Source organism: Providencia lanzhouensis (genome assembly GCF_050469745.1).
Classification (GTDB): domain Bacteria; phylum Pseudomonadota; class Gammaproteobacteria; order Enterobacterales; family Enterobacteriaceae; genus Providencia; species Providencia lanzhouensis.
Genome location: NZ_CP174123.1, coordinates 2224342 through 2242186, shown reverse-complemented (window position 1 = coordinate 2242186; position 17845 = coordinate 2224342). Strand labels below are relative to the sequence as shown.

The following is a 17845-nucleotide window of genomic DNA, read 5'->3' as shown; positions in this document are numbered from 1 at the left end:
CTATTCGCAGACATTATTTTTATTCTGCGTTTGCAATGTGAGCGACTGTTTTATCAGTACGTTTACAGGAATGGTTTAATGAATAATAAAATAATAATCATGGTGGCTGGGACTATTTCCGCTGGCTTCCACGGCTTCGCTTTGTCTGAAAACACACAGCAGACAAATAAACAGAAAGATGATGTGGTTAATTTTAGCCAATTAAAAGTGTCGGGCGCGCAAAAACAAACGCCGTTGGTCAAAGCATTGGAAAAACCGGGAGCTTATAGCGCAGTCGGCACCGAAAATAAATTGCAATCCATGGATAAAATTATCCGTTCGATGCCCGGAACCTATACCCAAATGGATGCGAGCCAAGGCACCATCAACGTGAATATTCGCGGGTTGAGTGGCTTTGGGCGGGTAAACATGATGGTGGATGGTGTCACACAAAGCTATTACGGAATATCGCCGAGTAAATTCACTCACGGTATGCAGCCGAGTAATGACTTTGGTTCACTTATTGACCCTAACTTTATTGTGGAGGTTGAGGTAGAAAAGGGGCAATTGAATGGCAGCAACAGCGTTAACGCCTTAGCGGGAAGCGCCAACTTTCGAACCTTATCGATTGATGATGTGATTTTCAAAGATAATTTGTGGGGAGTACGTAGCAAAGGGAGCTGGGGAGATAATGGACTCGGCTATAACGGCATGGTTTCTGTCGCGGGAAAATCATTATTAAATGAGGGTGATGGGTATTTTGGCGGCTTAATTGCCGTGAGTGGGCATAATATCCCAGGCAGTTATAAAAATGGTGATGGATTTGATACAGATGAATTTGCAACGGATCCGACATTCAAACAAAAACCGCAATCTCAATTAACCAAATTAAAATATAAACCGAATGATAGCCATGAAGTCGAATTCAGCGGTCGATTTTTACAAAATAAATTAACCAGCCGTAAGATTAATAGTGAAGATTATTATCTTAAATATAAATACACGCCAATTAACGAATTGATTGATGTGGAAGTGCTGGCGAGCCATGGATTTAATACCCAAAAATTCCAAGGTGAGCCAATTGGTGGTGCATTAAAAGACGCCGAATCAGAGAATAAATCTGACAGTATTAATATTTCCAATACCAGCCGTTTTTCTTATGGTGACACTGATTTTAAGTGGCAGATTGGTTCGAAATTAATGAAGACCAAATACCAAAAAATCACAAAGCCTGTAGAAGATCCAAATACGATTACTTACAACCCATTCTCGCCGAGTGGCACACAAGATATTGCGAGCTTGTATACGCAATTTGAGGCGCAGTACGATATTTATACTGCTACATTCGACCTCAATTATTTAAATTATCGCGTTCAAGGGTATAAACCCGCTTGTGATGAAACTGAGAAATGCTTCCCTCAAGAAGCCAGTACGTTAAATTTACGAGAAAGTGGTATTAACCCAGGAGTGTTAGTTTCGGCACAAATTATTCCTGAATTTCAGCCATTTGTGAGTTACGCACATTCGATGCGTGCGCCGAACTCTCAAGAAGCCTTTTTCTCCCAAAATGGCGGTCAGAGTATGAACCCATTCCTAAAAGGGGAAAAAGCACAAACTTGGCAAATTGGTTTTAATAGCTTAAAGCCGGACCTAGTGGTGGAAGGAGACCAATTTAACCTAAAAGCACTGTGGTTCCATACTCATATTAAAGACTACATTACCAGTAAATCCTTCATGTTATGCCGTGCAACCTCTCAAGAAGAATTTGATTGGTGCTTAATTAACGATGATGTGTGGGATAAAGAAAATCCAGATATTTTTCAACGTGCTGATATGTATGTGAACGACCCTCGAGATGTTAATTTGCGCGGTTATGAGTTGCAAGCTAACTACGATGCTGGCGTGTTTTACTCCATGGTTTCTTACACCAAAGAGTCTGGCAAACAACCAGTATCAATCAACAGTACATCGGTATTTAGTGCAGGGGACTTTACTCAATTACCTGAATATTACGTGACTTTAGATTCGGGAGTTCGCCTGTTTGATGAAAAACTGACCGTAGGCTCGACAGTGACATGGACGGGACCATCTAAACGTATCAGTCCAATTCCTGACGGTGACATGAACGGGGATGCAATGACGGAAAAGTATGAAAAACAGCCAACTATCGTTGATCTGTACGCAGACTATGAAATCAATAAACATTTCAAATTAATGATGGCGATTAATAACCTCACTAATGAAAACTACACCGACGTGCTAAACCGTGCGAACTCTGGCGCTGTGATGGAAGAACGTGGCAGAAACAATGAAACGGGAAGAGGGCGCAGTTATATGATTGGCGGTCAAGTGCGCTTCTAATCAGGAAATTGCTAACGGAAAGCGTTTAGTATTATTTTTAGCCTTACTCACTAAGGAAGATTGATAGGCTTATTATCTAAACGCTTTTCAATATTGGATACTCGACTCTCAGTTTATCCCTTTGGATTCATTACAATCAACCAATAAAAGTATGGAGATTGCAATGAAAACTACCAATAAAATCAATGTGCTTGATTTAATTTCACCAGAGATGCAAAAAGTTATTCAATATTATGAACAACAGATACCAGCTGAGCCAATTGATGGAAGCTATGAAGCTCAGCGTATTGCTTATAATGAAGATCGCCGTTATTGGAACGCCAACGCACCTGAACTTTTTCGTGTTGAAAACATGACGGTTAAAACCGTTAAAGGTGACGTTGTCACGAGAATTTATCACCCTATTGAACATACACCTGCCACACTGTTTTATCTACACGGTGGCGGGTTTATCCTCGGCAATCTTGATACTCATGACCGAATTATGCGTTTATTAGCGTTGTATTCTGGTTGTACGGTCATCGGTATTGATTATTCACTTTCCCCTGAAGCACGTTATCCTCAAGCGATTGAAGAAGCGGCAGCGGTATGCCAGTTCTATTATCAACATGCTGAAAAATATGCGCTAAATATGCATCACATTGGATTTGCGGGGGATTCTGCTGGCGCGATGTTATCTCTTGCTACCGTGTTATGGTTGCGAGATAAACGAATCTACTGTGGTGATATCTGCGCAGTTTTACTGTGGTATGGGTTATATGGTTTACAAGATTCCGGCAGCCGCCGTTTATATGGTGGTGAATGGGATGGGCTAAGACGAGAAGAACTCCAAGAGTATGACAATGCATACTTAGGCGAACAAGGAAGCCGTGAAGAACCTTACTATTGCTTGTTCAATAACGATCTTACGCGAGATGTTCCACCATGTTTTATTGCAAGTGCGGAATATGACCCGTTACTTGATGATAGCGCAACATTATTTCAAACGCTCCAATCACATAAAATACCTTGTGAATATAAAATGTATCCAGGAGTGCTACATGCCTTTTTGCATTATTCGCGCCTTATGCCAACGGCGGATAGCGCCATTCGAGATGGCGCGGAATATTTTAAAAAACGGCTATTTGGGTGATTTTTTTGCTCGAACCTTCTGAATATTGGTAACTTGGCTTTCAACCCATCCATCATTTAAGCGAGTTTTGAGCTGTTGGCCTAATTTCACCTGGCTGGTTTTTTTTAATACCGCGCCATCCGTGGTTTCGCTGATACTGAAACCTCGGGCGAGGGTAGCAAGAGGGCTGACAGCCTCCATTTTTGAGCAGGCAACAGCAAAACGCTGGCGGTAGTTATTCACTAACTGGGTCAGCATATTCTGCAAATGGTATTGAGTTTGCTGCAATTGGCGCTGTTGGCGTTGCAATTGAGGGCGCAGGTCATTTTGCATCAAACGGCGTTGGTTTTTATCGAATGTAAAGGAGGCGAATTGTAGCTGGCGGCTGATGGCATTGGTCAGTTTTTGGCGTAAGGCTGAAAGCTGATTTTGTTGCCGAGCAAGGCGTAATTGTGGGTGTTGCTGCTGTAAACGGTGCTGAAGACGTGCGAAACGTTGCTGCTGAGCTGCCAAATAATAATCCATCGCCATCTCTAGGTGCTGTTGCCCTGATTTCAATTGGCGAAGCATTTCGGTTTGATTGCGACTAACAAGCTCTGCGGCTGCAGATGGCGTAGGTGCGCGTACGTCGGCAACATAATCGGCGATGGTCACATCCGTTTCATGCCCAACGGCGCTTATGATTGGTAATCGGCTAGCAAAAATAGCGCGCGCTACGACCTCTTCGTTGAATGCCCATAAATCTTCCAGTGACCCGCCTCCACGCCCCACAATGAGAACGTCGCATTCATTGCGTAGGTTTGCCAGCTCGATGGCTCTGGCGATTTGTGCCGGCGCTAAATCCCCTTGAACTGCCGTCGGGTAGATAACTACGGGTAGGGATGGATCACGGCGATGCAGGATATTTAAAATGTCATGCAGGGCAGCACCGGTTGCAGAGGTAATAATCCCCACACGTTTTGCTGGAGATGGTAAGGCCTGCTTGTGAATAACATCAAATAGCCCTTGGGCATTGAGGGTTTGTTTGAGTAGCTCAAAGCGCTGTTGCAATAAACCTTCACCAGCGGGCTGCATGCTTTCGATGATTAGCTGATAGTCTCCACGCGGCTCATACAGTGTGACAGTGGCACGGACTAACACCTGTTGCCCATTTTGCGGACGGAAAGTGACGCGAGTATTTTGCCCACGGAACATCGCCGCGCGAACTTGGGCACGATCATCTTTGAGTGTCAGGTACCAATGTCCCGAACTTGGTTGCGAAAAATTGGAAATTTCGGCCGTTAACCAAATTCGTCCCATTTGGGTATCAAGAAGTTCTCTTACCGTTTGGTTGAGCTTGCTGACTGAGTAAATTGCGCTATTTTGTTGAGTCGACATGTGAGCTAGATCAAATTTTAAAACAATGACTTAATTGACTGATACTAACGTAGCCGACGGACTTATCAAGTTTTTTTTGAAAAAAGTGCTGGAAGCAACCGATTACGGTGTGTATAATGCCGCGGCAATATTTTATACCTTTCATAACGCTGCCTGGTGGGATATTGCCTATGTTACGCATTAAAAAAGAAGCACTAACTTTCGACGATGTTTTACTCGTCCCTGCACACTCAACTGTACTGCCAAACACGGCAGATCTGTCCACTCAACTGACCGCAAAAATCCGCCTGAACATTCCTATGCTCTCCGCAGCGATGGATACTGTCACCGAATCTGATCTGGCTATCGCACTGGCTCAAGAAGGTGGTATTGGATTTATCCATAAAAACATGTCCATTGAGCGCCAAGCTGAAGAAGTCCGTCGTGTGAAAAAACATGAAAGCGGCGTCGTGACTGATCCTGTCACTGTTACCCCAGAAACCACAATTCGTGAAGTGCAAGAAATGGCTGAACGTAATGGTTTCGCGGGTTATCCTGTGGTTTCTAAAGATAATTCTTTAGTGGGTATTATTACAGGTCGTGACGTACGTTTCGTGACGGATTTAGACCAACCAGTAACTGCGGTGATGACGCCAAAAGAGCGTTTAGTCACCGTGAAAGAAGGCGAAGCACGCGAAGTCGTTTTACAAAAAATGCATGAGCAACGTGTTGAGAAAGCCTTAGTTATCGATGATAACTTCCATCTGTTAGGTATGATCACCGTTAAAGATTTCCAAAAAGCAGAACGTAAACCAAACGCATGTAAAGACGAGCAAGGTCGTCTGCGTGTGGGTGCGGCTGTTGGTGCCGGCGCAGGTAACGAAGAACGTGTTGATGCACTGGTTGCAGCAGGCGTTGACGTTCTGCTCATTGACTCATCACACGGTCATTCTGAAGGGGTTTTACAGCGTATTCGTGAAACTCGCCAAAAATACCCTGATTTGCAAATCATTGGTGGTAACGTTGCAACAGCGGAAGGCGCGAAAGCGTTAGCAGACGCTGGCGTTAGCGCAGTGAAAGTGGGGATCGGCCCAGGTTCAATTTGTACGACTCGTATCGTGACTGGCGTGGGTGTACCTCAAATCACGGCAATTGCTGAAGCCGCGGGTGCATTAGAAGGCACTGGCATTCCTGTTATTGCAGATGGTGGTATCCGCTTCTCTGGCGATATCTCTAAAGCTATCGCGGCAGGTGCAGCGTGTGTGATGGTCGGTTCCATGTTTGCAGGTACCGAAGAATCTCCGGGTGAAACTATCCTGTTCCAAGGTCGTACCTATAAAGCATACCGCGGCATGGGTTCTCTGGGGGCAATGTCTAAAGGTTCTTCAGACCGTTATTTCCAATCTGATAATGCAGCAGATAAACTGGTGCCTGAAGGTATCGAAGGTCGCGTGGCTTACAAAGGTCGCTTAAAAGAGATCATTCACCAACAAATGGGTGGCTTACGCTCATGTATGGGTCTGACAGGCTGCGGTACTATCGATATGCTGAGAACGAAAGCTGAATTTGTGCGTATCAGTGGAGCAGGTATTCAAGAAAGCCACGTTCATGATGTGACTATCACTAAAGAGTCTCCTAACTATCGCTTAGGGCAGTAATTATTGTTTAGGATAATAACGCCATTTCGGGGTGCTATTATCTTTTAAAACAGTAATCAAAAAGTTTCAGGGTGGCGCCCATATTGATGGCGTCACCACCTTTTATTTTGACTTGAATTGCTGGAATTCTCCTCAAATGACTACAAATATCCATAAGCATCGCATTCTTATCCTTGATTTCGGCTCTCAGTATACTCAGCTGATTGCGCGTCGTATCCGTGAAATTGGCGTCTACTGTGAACTGTGGGCATGGGATGTAACCGAAGAGCAAATCAGAGAGTTTAATCCTAACGGGATTATCTTGTCTGGTGGCCCAGAAAGTACGACAGAAGCGGATAGCCCACGTGCACCAGAGTATGTATTTAATGCGGGCGTCCCTGTTTTAGGTATCTGCTACGGCATGCAAACTATGTCCATGCAATTAGGTGGTGCGGTTGAAGTGTCTGGCGAACGTGAGTTTGGTTATGCGAACGTTGAAATTCTGGAAGATTGCGACCTGTTCCGCGGCATCCAAGATGCGCTGAACGAAGATGGCAAGCCAGTTTTAGATGTGTGGATGAGCCATGGCGATAAAGTGACCGCTATCCCGTCTAGCTTCAAAACGATTGCAAGCACGCCAAGCTGTCCATATGCCATCATGGCTGACGTTGAGAAGCGTTTCTACGGTGTTCAGTTCCACCCAGAAGTGACTCACACTCATCAAGGTTTAAATATTTTAAAACGTTTCGTATTGGATCTGTGCCAATGTGAAGCGCTGTGGACATCAGCCGCAATTATCGAAGATACCGTTGCTCGCCTGAAAGAACAAATCGGTGATGACCATGTTCTGTTAGCACTGTCTGGCGGTGTGGATTCTTCTGTTACTGCGCTATTATTAAATCGTGCGATTGGTAAGCGCCTGACCTGTGTATTCGTTGATAACGGTTTATTGCGTTTAAATGAAGCTGACCAAGTCATGGAAATGTTCCAAGGTAAATTTGACCTGAACATCATCCACGCGAAAGCAGAAGACCGCTTTATGAACGCACTGGCTGGCATTTCAGATCCAGAAGCTAAGCGTAAGAAAATTGGTCACGTATTTATCGAAGTGTTCGATGAAGAGTCGTCTAAGCTGCCAAATATCAAATGGTTGGCTCAAGGAACGATTTACCCAGATATTATCGAGTCTGCGGCATCAGCAACAGGTAAAGCGCACGTTATTAAATCTCACCATAACGTGGGTGGCTTACCGGAAGATATGAAGCTGGGTCTGGTTGAACCTTTGAAAGAGCTGTTCAAAGATGAAGTGCGTAAGATTGGTCTGGAGTTAGGCCTGCCATACGATATGCTGTATCGTCATCCGTTCCCAGGCCCAGGTTTAGGTGTTCGTGTTCTGGGCGAAGTGAAGAAAGAGTATTGTGATCTGCTACGTCGCGCAGATGCTATCTTTATCGAAGAGCTGCACAAAGCGGATCTGTACAATAAGGTTAGCCAAGCATTCACCGTATTCTTACCAGTGCGCTCTGTTGGCGTAATGGGTGATGGTCGTAAGTATGACTGGGTTGTTTCTCTGCGTGCAGTTGAAACCATCGACTTTATGACTGCTCACTGGGCTCACTTGCCATATGACTTCTTAGGTCGCGTGTCTAATCGCATTATCAATGAAGTGAATGGCATTTCCCGCGTAGTTTATGACATCAGTGGCAAGCCACCAGCGACCATTGAGTGGGAATAATAGAGTTATTGTTGATAACAATGTTTAGTTGTCGATAAATTCAAAGGCATCAGTTAGTTACTGGTGCCTTTTTGTTTTTTCATTAATTGAATTACCATTCTAGCTCTTCACCTTTGTTGCTAATGTATTGCTTTGAGATTAGTTGCTGCTTTCTACCTTGTCATTTCCTTAATTTTTTCAACGTAGACTCATTGAACTCCATTCTTATTCATAGCGTCCTTAAATAGGGACACAGCCAGTATAAAGATGATTTAAAGTCCATATTAGTGAACTTTAAATATGAGTTGCTTTCTTTCTAGGAACAATAGCCCCTAACGAATAGCATAGGCCAGTTAGCCCTGCGAGGCTTAACGGCAAAATCATGACGCTATCATTTTTGAGTGGGTTATCTAGGTTAAACATAATCACGATTAAAAATAAATTACTCGCAAAGGTGGCGGCGGTATAGATAACAGCCACCTTTTGAGGTAAACGAATTAACGAAAAATTTTCGGCAAACTTATCAAAATGCTCCCAAATAAGGTGAATAACTAAGTAAGCAAGAATAAGCGTAAAGTAAAATATGCTGAGTGCTTGTGTTGTTTGTGGATGGAAAAACTCAATCATATTTTATCGAGATATAGATGAAAATAACGCTGAGTATAGCCGCTAGAATATAAATATTAGTGGTTGTTAAAATCAGAGATGGAACGATAAGCGATATAGCACCATTGAGTGCTAAGGCGGAACCAACTCCTCCTGTAAGAGGATTCATTATCTTTTGAATTATCCAATTCATAGTTTCCCTTATTAGTTAAAATAACGTGCGTTAAAAACGAGATAACGGAACAGTCAACAAGGCTGAGGATTAAAACACAAGCCCCAAACACAAACGCACCCAGAATAATATTATCCAAAAAGAAAAACATACCCCGAACAAGGTAATTTAAAGCAGAAAAAATGATTATGAGAGCAGCCTCGTAAAAAACATTATTGAGGCAGTTTAGAGGTAGTTGTATTGCAGTAAACAAGATATGAGAAAAGAAATTCCAGAGTGATTTCCATTATAAATTCACTTAAAGTGATTTTTTATTCAAATATTGGTAATTATTGCTTGTTCAATTAATTCATATTGTTATTATCAGTAGCCTATATACATCGAAAGTATATGTTCACTCCCCGTAATCATAATAATAAAGGTGAGGGGAAACTCACTGATCCATGGCTAAGGATAACAACGTGGCATTTCGTCTGAAATATCTTGCTCTTCTTCCTCTGCTGGTGGCGACTGCATGTCAGCAACCTGCGAAAACCAACATCATAGAAACCCCATCTGCACAGATTCAACCTGCACTAGTTAATAATGCATGGATAGAAATTTCTCACAGTGCATTGGATTACAATATCAAGAAAGTACAAGCATTATTAGGTGATAAAGCGGGAATGTGTGCTGTTTTAAAAGGGGATGCATATGGGCATGACCTGACGTTAGTTACCCCAGTAATGATTGAAAATAATGTTCAATGCATTGGGCTAACTAGCAACACAGAATTGAAGCAAGCTCGTGATTTAGGCTTTAAAGGTCGTTTAATGCGAGTGCGTAACGCCACTGAAAAAGAAATGGCTCAAGCCACTGAATTTAATGTAGAAGAATTAATTGGTAACTTGGAAATGGCGCAGCGCTTAAATGCGGTAGCGGCAAAACAGGGCAAAGTTATTCCGATTCACCTTGCATTGAACTCGGCAGGAATGTCACGAAATGGTTTGGAAGTCAGTAATACTGAAGGATTGCAACAAGCTAAGCTAATCTCGCAGTTACCTAATTTAAAAATCGTCGGGATTATGTCTCACTATCCTGAAGAGGATGAAGCACAAATCCGAAAAGATCTGGCTAAATTCAAAAAAGAGTCTCAACAAGTTCTGAATGTGACAGGATTGAAACGCGAAGATGTTACTCTGCATGTTGCGAATACTTATGCAACATTGACCGTGCCAGAATCGTGGTTGGATATGGTGCGTGTTGGTGGTATTTTTTATGGTGATACGGTTGCCACTAAAGACTACAAACGCGTGATGACATTTAAATCGAATATTGCGGCGGTGAATCACTATCCGAAAGGAAATACCGTTGGTTATGACAGAACTTATACACTGAAGCGTGATTCTGTATTAGCAAATATTCCTGTCGGTTATGCGGATGGCTACCGTCGCGTATTCAGTAATGCTGGGCATGTTTTAATCAATGGGCAACGTGTGCCTGTTCTTGGAAAAACATCCATGAATACTGTGATGGTCGATGTTACTGATATTAAAAATGTACAACCAGGAGATGAGGTTGTCTTTTTTGGTAAACAAGGAAAAGGGGAAATAACCGCTGAAGAGGTTGAAGATATTAGCGGCGCGCTGTTTACTGAAATGTCCATATTATGGGGTGCAACCAATAAGCGTATTTTGGTTAACTAAACCATATTTAGTGAATAAAAGCCCGCACGAATGAAGCGGGCTTTTTTATTGGCTAAATAGGAGTCAGATAAACTGCAATTTACAATAAAGATCCGATAAGTGCGGTTTAACAGAATTGTTATCGAATCCTTGGTGGCGATATGTTAGCTTGGGATAACCTTTTCAATCTGAATAATGTCAGAAGGCAAATAGAAGAATTAGAAGGATATTTTATGTATCAAGTTGATTTACATGCGCACACCATTGCCAGCACCCATGCATTTAGCACTGTTAATGAATACTTTGCGGAAGCTGCCGCTCGAGGAATGAAACTATTTGCCATTACCGATCATGGCCCTGAAATGCAAGATGCCCCACATGAATGGCATTTTGGCAATATGCCAATATTGCCGCGCATTGTTAATGGTGTTGGTTTGTTATATGGAATTGAAGCAAACATTAAAAATAAGCAGGGTGAGACAGACTGCAATGAAAAGATTGCTCGTCATCTAGATATTATTCTAGCAGGATTCCATGAGCCAGTTCTAGAACCACAAAGTCTAGAAGACAATACAGAAGCGATGATTGCTACTATTCGTAGCGGAAAAGTGCAAATTATTACTCACCCTGGCAACCCTAAATACCCAATTGATATTAAAGCTGTTGCCCAAGCTGCTAAAGAGAGCAACGTAGCACTAGAGATGAATAACTCCTCTTTCTTGCATTCTAGAGCGGGTAGTAAGAAGAACTGTATAGAAATAGCGAAAGCGGTGAAAGAAGCAGGCGGTTGGATTGCTTTAGGCTCAGATTCACATCATGTCAGTTATTTAGGGCGTTTTGATGAAGTGGTTGAGATGTTGAAATCCATCGATTTTCCAGAGTCCCGAATTTTGAATACCACACCACGCCGCGTTTTAGATTTTTTAGAGGCTCATGGACGTAAACCGATTCCTGAGTTTGCTCATTTTTAATTTTTAAATTGAATATAGTGAATTTAAAGCCATTCAAAGTTGAATGGCTTTTTTTTGAAGTAAACAGAAAAAGTTCTTTTTAGGTAAAAATAGAAGTCAGCTTATCTTCAAAAAAAGAAGCTTTATTAAATTGGCAAGATGAAAAGTGAATTTTTAAAAGAAAAATGAAGAAAAAAATAGATATCAAATAAATTGGAATGAAGATGATTTTCAAAATCAAAAAATTAGCATCAAGATTTATTTTAATTTATCTGTTTGATATATATTGAAAAATAAAACTATTGGTAAGTTAAAAACGATTAAAAATTAATCTTTAAAAGTAAATGGAGTATCAACAAAATTAAAATATTTATTCATTAAAATAACCTATAAAAAATTTAAGAATCTTTAATATTCTCCTATTGCGAAATGATCTGTAGATATGATTTATTAATGTGGCAAGAACATCCTTGCTTAATAAATTAATCTTAAGGTACTTAGTATGAAAAAGTTATTAGCAATCGCAACTGTATTGTCATTAGCTGTTTCTGGTGCTGCATTAGCAAATACAACAACCAAAACTGAGCCAGTAGCGCCAATTGCTGTCGCTCATCACTCAGCTAAAGCTCATCACGCAAAAGTGAAAACTGAGAAAAAAGTGAGTGCAACTAAAGATAAAAGTGCCGAAAAAGCCATTTAAATTTTTAGCTACACCAAAATATAAGTTTTATATCAATTACTCATTAGTTTGAATTTAAATAAGGCGTTCAAAATGAAAAAATTATTAGCAATCGCGACTGTTCTATCATTAGCTGTTTCTGGTGCTGCATTAGCAAATACCACTGCGAAAACTGAACATGTAAACCATGGTGTGAAAACGCACGAAGTTGCCAAAGCAGAGCATGGTAAAAAAGAAGTTAAAAAGAGTGAAGTGAAACAGTCAGGTGAAGTCAAAGCACCTGAAGCGGCTAAAGCAGGTAAATAAGTTCGCTATACTCCTCTCGATTACGTCACGGTGCCATGGGGTATAATTCCATGGCGCTGCTTGACAGCTTATATGGTATACTGCGCATTATTTTTAAATCAGTGTAACCATATGAATTATCAATGCCCCTTGTGTTTTAAACCCCTCAATTTAATTAACAGTAGCTATCGTTGTGAAGCAAATCACCAGTTTGATTGCGCCAAAGAGGGTTATGTTAATTTGCTCCCTGTACAACATAAGCGTTCTAAAGATCCAGGTGATAGCCTAGAAATGATGGTTTCTCGTCGTCAGTTTTTAGATGCGGGTCATTATCAGCCAATGCGCGATAAGGTTGCTGACAAGCTCGCTCAATATCTACCTGAGAGCAGTGAAAATATACTCGATATCGGGTGTGGGGAAGGGTATTACACTGATCATTTTGCTCAGTCATTAAAGGCGGCATCTAAATCTGTTAGTGTGTATGGGCTGGATGTATCAAAAGTGGCAATCCGTTTTGCTGCTAAGCGCTATAAATCAGTTAATTTCTGTGTTGCTTCAAGTCATCGTTTACCGTTTGCTGATTCGAGTTTGAGTGCCATTATTCGTATTTATGCACCCTGTAAGGCGCAAGAATTAAGCCGAGTATTAACACCAATGGGAGTTTTAATTACGGTAACGCCGGCAGCAGAACATCTGCAAGAATTAAAAGCCTTGATTTATGATGAAGTGAAATTACACCCTGCAAAAGACGAAGACCTTCCAGACTTTAAATTTATTGATGAGACTCGCTTAAATTATGTGATGGATCTTGAAGGGGAAGAGGCATTTGCATTGTTAGAGATGACGCCGTTTGCGTGGCGAGCTTCTGAAGAGGTGAAACAGCAATTAAAGCAGGAAAGCGTGAAAGGTTATACCGCTGATTTTCTGATCCGAGTTTATCAATATAAAGTCTAAAACCCGTATTAAATCTCAAACTGTTCCCCCTGAATGGCTCAGGGGGAACAGGAAGATCATGACGCGTACATAAATAATTCGAGATGCTCAAAGAGGATATTAAATCCAATCGCAATAAGCACCAGCCCACCTAAAATCTCTGCTTTTTTTCCTAATAGTGGACCTACGTAACGGCCAATCATCATGCCAATTGTGGCCATTATCATCGTGGTTAAGCCGATAGTCATCGCTGTATGGACGATATCTACTTGCAGGAAAGCCAGACCTAGACCAATTGCCATAGCATCAAGGCTGGTGGCGATGGCAGATAACACTAAATTTCCTGCACTGTGACTTGATGGTTTAGCGCAGCAATCTTCATCTTTGGTGGTTAGACTTTGCCAGATCATACGTCCGCCAAGAATGAATAGCAGGGCAAACGCAATCCAGTGATCCCAACGGATAACATACTGGCTGGCTAAAATACCAATGCCCCAGCCAATGATCGGTGTGATAGCTTCAATAAAACCAAAGATAAAGCCAGTACGAAGAATTTCACGAAAACGAGGTTTATGGAGCACTGCGCCCTTACAAATAGCGACAGCGAAAGCATCCATAGAGAGCGCGAAGGCGAGGATGAGAGTTGCGTAAAAGCTCATAACAATAATCTCGGTTGGGTGTTTCCATATACACATAAATTACCCCCAACCAAAAGGCGTATTTATGTGTCTATGGTCTTGCCAACCAATAAATGGCATCCGCACCACGTTTAAAAACAAACGAGTATGTTGACACGGATTTTCTGGAAAGAATACATTCCAGAACAGGCTACTCCCCAATGACGTGGGACGAAAGATATCATAGATTTTAATAAAGGCAAAATATTAATTATTAATAAATATATTTTTTAAATGAGAATAATTTTCATTTTCGATATTAACAAAGTTAAGGTTAATTAAACATTTAATTAACCTTAATATTTATACCAATATATAAAGTAGTTATTTATGATTAATAAAAAAATCATAAATCTTTTGTAAATCATCAAGATGGTTGACTTGAATATGGACTTTCTTTTGCTCTAATCCAATCATTAAAATACCATCTTCAGATAAATTCATTGTTTTAATTCGCTCATATAAAATAAACGTATTGGCTAAATAAAAGCCGGTTTGTTTAAAAAATACTTTTGGGCGACGAATAAAAGCTAAATAAATAGCCATAAAAATAGTAATCATTAATAAATAAGTGGTTAATAAATTACCATGTCGAACAATATTTGTATAAATGACTATACAAATGAGAACAATAAAAATGATGGCATCCACTCGATGTTTACGTTTTAAGTTAACTTTTAATAGAGTTTTGCCTTTTAGTGTTCCTTGAATAAATTCATCATAGATTGCGTATACAAGCATGATCAAAATGATAATAGCTAAAACGACATCATTTAAGGTCATTTGAGTACCCATGACTAAGTGGACGAATTACCAAGCTTAAAAGTAAAAAAGGGAGGCTGCAACCTCCCTTTTTTATTATTTAACAGAAATTATGGCGCTAAGAAGTTTAACCAAGCACCCAGAATACCTAAACCGAAGAAGCCGATAATGATCCATAAAGCATTCACTTTACGGCGTAACAGCCACATACAGGCGAAGGTCAGCAATAGAGGAACTAATCCAGGCATTAATTGGTCGAGGATCATCTGAACAGTAGTGATATCTTCCACACCCGTGGTTTGGTTTTTGATCCGCGAAACTTCGAGTGGAATGTTGACGTGAGTCCATTTATTGACCAGCGCCCCCATAACAAACAGGCCTAGAATCGATGCTCCTTCTGTCAGTTTTTGCAGGAATCCACCGCCCATATCTTGAACGATATCAATCCCTTTCTTGTAGCCATAGGCCACGCCATAATAGCGAGTTAACAGACGTACAAGGTTAAACAGAACGAAGAACAGTACAGGACCTAACAAGCTACCTGTCATCGCGATACCAGCACCCAGAGCAGCGAATACAGGGCGCACAGTTCCCCAGAAAATTGGGTCACCCACACCGGCCAATGGTCCCATTAGACCGACTTTGATACCGTTGATTGCACCATCGTCGATGTCCGCGCCATTAGCACGTTCTTCTTCCATCGCCATCGTTACACCCAAAATAGGCGCAGCAACGTAAGGATGGGTATTGAAGAACTCTAAGTGACGTTTAATCGCTTGTTTACGGTCATCATTATTTTCTGGGTATAAGCGACGGATCACGGGAACCATTGAGAAACAGAAACCCAGAGCCTGCATACGTTCAAAGTTCCATGAACCTTGGAATAAGTTAGAACGTAAGAAAACCCCACGAATATCGCTTTTTGTCAGCCGTTTTTCAGTAGATTGAGTTTGTTCAACCATTTTTACGTTCCTTCTAGTCTAATTCGTTATCAAGATTGTTGTTACTGTTTGATTGGCTGACAACAACTTGGGATTTGTTGTATTTCGGGCTTAGTTGGATGTACAGAATCGCCATCACAACACCAATCACACCAAGTGCAACAAGGTTGAAGTTAGTAAAGGCCGCAGTCACGAAGCCTAAATAGAAGAACGGCATCAGATAGCCAGCGCGCATCATGTTGATAACCATCGCATAACCGACCACAACAATCATACCACCTGCAATGTTCAGACCGTTGGTAACGACTTCAGGGATAGAGTTCAGTAAGTGCTGGACTTCTGAAGTTCCCACTGAAATTGCGACGATCAGTGCAGGGATTGCGATACGCATTGCTTGCAGTAATAACGCAGAAACGTGGATAATGCTCAGGGAGGTTAAATTACCGGAGACCGCAGCACGGTCAGCGGCGTGTTGGAATGCAACGGTAATAGTACGAACAATGATTGTCAGTACTTGTCCAGCTGCTGCCAGTGGGATAGCCAGTGCAATACCGGCACCGATACTTTGACCACCTGCAATAACCAGAATGGTTGAAATGATGGAGGCTAATGCAGCATCTGGTGCAACGGCCGCACCGATGTTCATCCAACCTAACGCGATCATTTCCAGTGTACCACCGATAATAATACCGGTTTTCATATCACCCAGAACAATACCAATAAGCGTACAGGCAATGAGAGGGCGGTGGAACTGGAATTCATCGAGGATCGATCCCATACCGGCGATACAAGCCACGACGAAGACCATTACTATTTGAACAACGGTAAGTTCCATTGTTTAATCTCCTGTAACCAACAAGTTTCTAAGTCTGTTTTTGAGTAACGGTTCAATAAGAACTAATTTCTAAAACATTATTTTTTGAGTTTATTAATTAAATCCATCATGTGGACTTTACTGTCTGAAGCGACTTTACGAACTTCTAACTCAATATTTTTGTCATTCAGATAATTGAATGCATCGATATCTTTTTGGTTAATTGATACGGCATTGGTGACCATGGTTTTACCTTCGGTATAGGCCATCCCACCAATATTGACCGAGTCAATCTCAACGCCTTGCTCAACAATACGCTGTACATCTGTTGGGTTAGTGAATAACAGCATCACGCGCTCGCCGGAATATTTCGGGTTGTTGTAAACACGGACACATTTGTCTACGTCAACAACGTGGGCGGTAACACCTGGAGGTGCAACTTGTTTCAGTAAGGTAGAGCGAACGGTATCTTTGGCTACTTCATCACTGACAACGATAATGCGTTTAACACGCATCTCTTTTGTCCAGCGAGTCGCCACCTGACCGTGAATTAATCGGTCATCAACACGCGCCAAAGCAATAATCATGTGTTCGCCCGGACCTGCAATAACAGGTTGTGGAGCAGGTGCACTGACCGCTGCGGGCGCAGGAGTTTCTGAAACAGCTTCTTTAAACTTGAATGGACGGATGCCACCGCGACCTGTTTCTAGCGCGACGGTGATCAGCTCATCCATGGATGGGTTGTCATCGCGGCACATAAAGGTCTCGACGAGCATTGGGACATTTACGCCTGTAATGATTTCGTAATTGTCATGCTCATTGGCAATGCGTGTAGCAGCATTAAATGGACTACCTCCCCATGTATCAACAAGAAATAGCACACCCGCTGAGGTATCAAGAGTAGTCAGCTTTTGTGTGTATTTTTCAAATAGGGTGTCAGCATTTTCCCCAGGGACAAAGTCAATAAACGAGACGTTTTCTTGCTCGCCTATTAACATCTCGGTGGTTCGGAGTAGCTGTTCAGCAGCAACTCCGTGGGTACCAATCATAATAGCTATACTCACTATTTTTCCCTCTTAACAGATAAATCGAAACATCATTGACGATAGAATAGAAGTTAGAAACTGGACTCCTTCTCTATGTGTTTCCCCTGCACCTTAAATAGTAGCTGAATAAATTCAAACTAAGTGGCTAGCTAATAATT

Annotated in this window: 16 protein-coding genes and 1 riboswitch; of the genes, 9 read left to right on the top strand and 7 right to left on the bottom strand. The window is 41.6% G+C overall.

The genetic code is table 11. The features are described 5' to 3' along the window. Positions 1 to 78 precede the first annotated feature (78 nt). On the top strand, positions 79 to 2340 hold the full coding sequence (locus ACIH2S_RS10560; RefSeq protein WP_272533768.1) for a TonB-dependent receptor domain-containing protein: 2262 nt from the start codon (positions 79 to 81) through the stop codon (positions 2338 to 2340). Positions 2341 to 2503: 163 nt separating this feature from the next. Further along, positions 2504 to 3472: an acetyl esterase gene (gene aes, locus ACIH2S_RS10555; protein ID WP_430247399.1), complete on the top strand. Its 969-nt coding sequence runs from the start codon at positions 2504 to 2506 to the stop codon at positions 3470 to 3472. Here the strand turns inward: aes and xseA are convergent. Beyond that, positions 3461 to 4828: an exodeoxyribonuclease VII large subunit gene (xseA, locus tag ACIH2S_RS10550; protein WP_036953267.1), complete on the bottom strand. Its 1368-nt coding sequence runs from the start codon at positions 4826 to 4828 to the stop codon at positions 3461 to 3463. The genes aes and xseA overlap by 12 nt on opposite strands. Positions 4829 to 4998: 170 nt before the next feature. Here xseA and guaB point away from each other — a divergent pair, with 170 nt between their 5' ends. Further along, positions 4999 to 6465 (top strand): IMP dehydrogenase, encoded by a 1467-nt coding sequence (gene guaB / locus ACIH2S_RS10545; RefSeq protein WP_036953269.1) that lies wholly within the window; start codon positions 4999 to 5001, stop codon positions 6463 to 6465. A gap of 136 nt (positions 6466 to 6601) precedes the next feature. Next, the gene (guaA, locus tag ACIH2S_RS10540; protein WP_036953431.1) at positions 6602 to 8179 is read left to right on the top strand and encodes a glutamine-hydrolyzing GMP synthase; all 1578 of its coding nucleotides are present in this window, start codon (positions 6602 to 6604) and stop codon (positions 8177 to 8179) included. 273 nt (positions 8180 to 8452) lie between these two features. Here guaA and ACIH2S_RS10535 read toward each other — a convergent pair whose 3' ends face one another. Continuing rightward, the gene (locus tag ACIH2S_RS10535; RefSeq protein ID WP_036953354.1) at positions 8453 to 8785 is read right to left on the bottom strand and encodes a hypothetical protein; all 333 of its coding nucleotides are present in this window, start codon (positions 8783 to 8785) and stop codon (positions 8453 to 8455) included. Between the two features lie 612 nt (positions 8786 to 9397). Between ACIH2S_RS10535 and alr the strand changes: the two genes are divergently transcribed. The 5 genes from alr (at position 9398) to rlmA (ending at position 13468) form a co-directional block, all read left to right on the top strand. After that, positions 9398 to 10621, top strand: a complete 1224-nt coding sequence (alr, locus tag ACIH2S_RS10530) for an alanine racemase (RefSeq protein ID WP_321146908.1) — start codon at positions 9398 to 9400, stop codon at positions 10619 to 10621. Positions 10622 to 10833: 212 nt separating this feature from the next. Further along, a complete protein-coding gene (locus tag ACIH2S_RS10525) occupies positions 10834 to 11571 on the top strand; it encodes a phosphatase (RefSeq protein WP_430248571.1) in 738 nt (245 codons plus the stop codon). Positions 11572 to 12052: 481 nt separating this feature from the next. Next, positions 12053 to 12250 (top strand): hypothetical protein, encoded by a 198-nt coding sequence (locus ACIH2S_RS10520; protein ID WP_036953366.1) that lies wholly within the window; start codon positions 12053 to 12055, stop codon positions 12248 to 12250. Positions 12251 to 12322: 72 nt separating this feature from the next. Continuing rightward, positions 12323 to 12535 (top strand): acid-shock protein, encoded by a 213-nt coding sequence (locus tag ACIH2S_RS10515; RefSeq protein ID WP_154599210.1) that lies wholly within the window; start codon positions 12323 to 12325, stop codon positions 12533 to 12535. A 111-nt stretch (positions 12536 to 12646) separates the two neighbouring features. After that, positions 12647 to 13468, top strand: coding sequence for a 23S rRNA (guanine(745)-N(1))-methyltransferase (gene rlmA, locus ACIH2S_RS10510; protein ID WP_430247396.1), 822 nt, complete (start codon positions 12647 to 12649; stop codon positions 13466 to 13468). Positions 13469 to 13524: 56 nt separating this feature from the next. Here rlmA and mntP read toward each other — a convergent pair whose 3' ends face one another. The 5 genes from mntP to manX form a co-directional block, all read right to left on the bottom strand. After that, positions 13525 to 14106 carry a manganese efflux pump MntP gene (gene mntP, locus ACIH2S_RS10505; protein ID WP_132496100.1) on the bottom strand — a complete coding sequence of 194 codons (582 nt, stop codon included), beginning with the start codon at positions 14104 to 14106 and terminating at the stop codon, positions 13525 to 13527. Positions 14107 to 14112: 6 nt separating this feature from the next. Then, positions 14113 to 14296, bottom strand: a riboswitch (yybP-ykoY riboswitch). A 152-nt stretch (positions 14297 to 14448) separates the two neighbouring features. Further along, positions 14449 to 14907 (bottom strand): DUF986 family protein, encoded by a 459-nt coding sequence (locus ACIH2S_RS10500; RefSeq protein ID WP_036953374.1) that lies wholly within the window; start codon positions 14905 to 14907, stop codon positions 14449 to 14451. 89 nt (positions 14908 to 14996) lie between these two features. Continuing rightward, positions 14997 to 15848 (bottom strand): PTS mannose transporter subunit IID, encoded by an 852-nt coding sequence (locus ACIH2S_RS10495; protein WP_036953376.1) that lies wholly within the window; start codon positions 15846 to 15848, stop codon positions 14997 to 14999. A gap of 13 nt (positions 15849 to 15861) precedes the next feature. Then, positions 15862 to 16662 (bottom strand): PTS mannose/fructose/sorbose transporter subunit IIC, encoded by an 801-nt coding sequence (locus ACIH2S_RS10490; RefSeq protein WP_036953378.1) that lies wholly within the window; start codon positions 16660 to 16662, stop codon positions 15862 to 15864. Positions 16663 to 16739: 77 nt separating this feature from the next. Next, entirely contained in the window at positions 16740 to 17705 is a 966-nt protein-coding gene (gene manX / locus ACIH2S_RS10485) for a PTS mannose transporter subunit IIAB (protein WP_222859984.1), read from the bottom strand. Positions 17706 to 17845 lie beyond the last annotated feature (140 nt).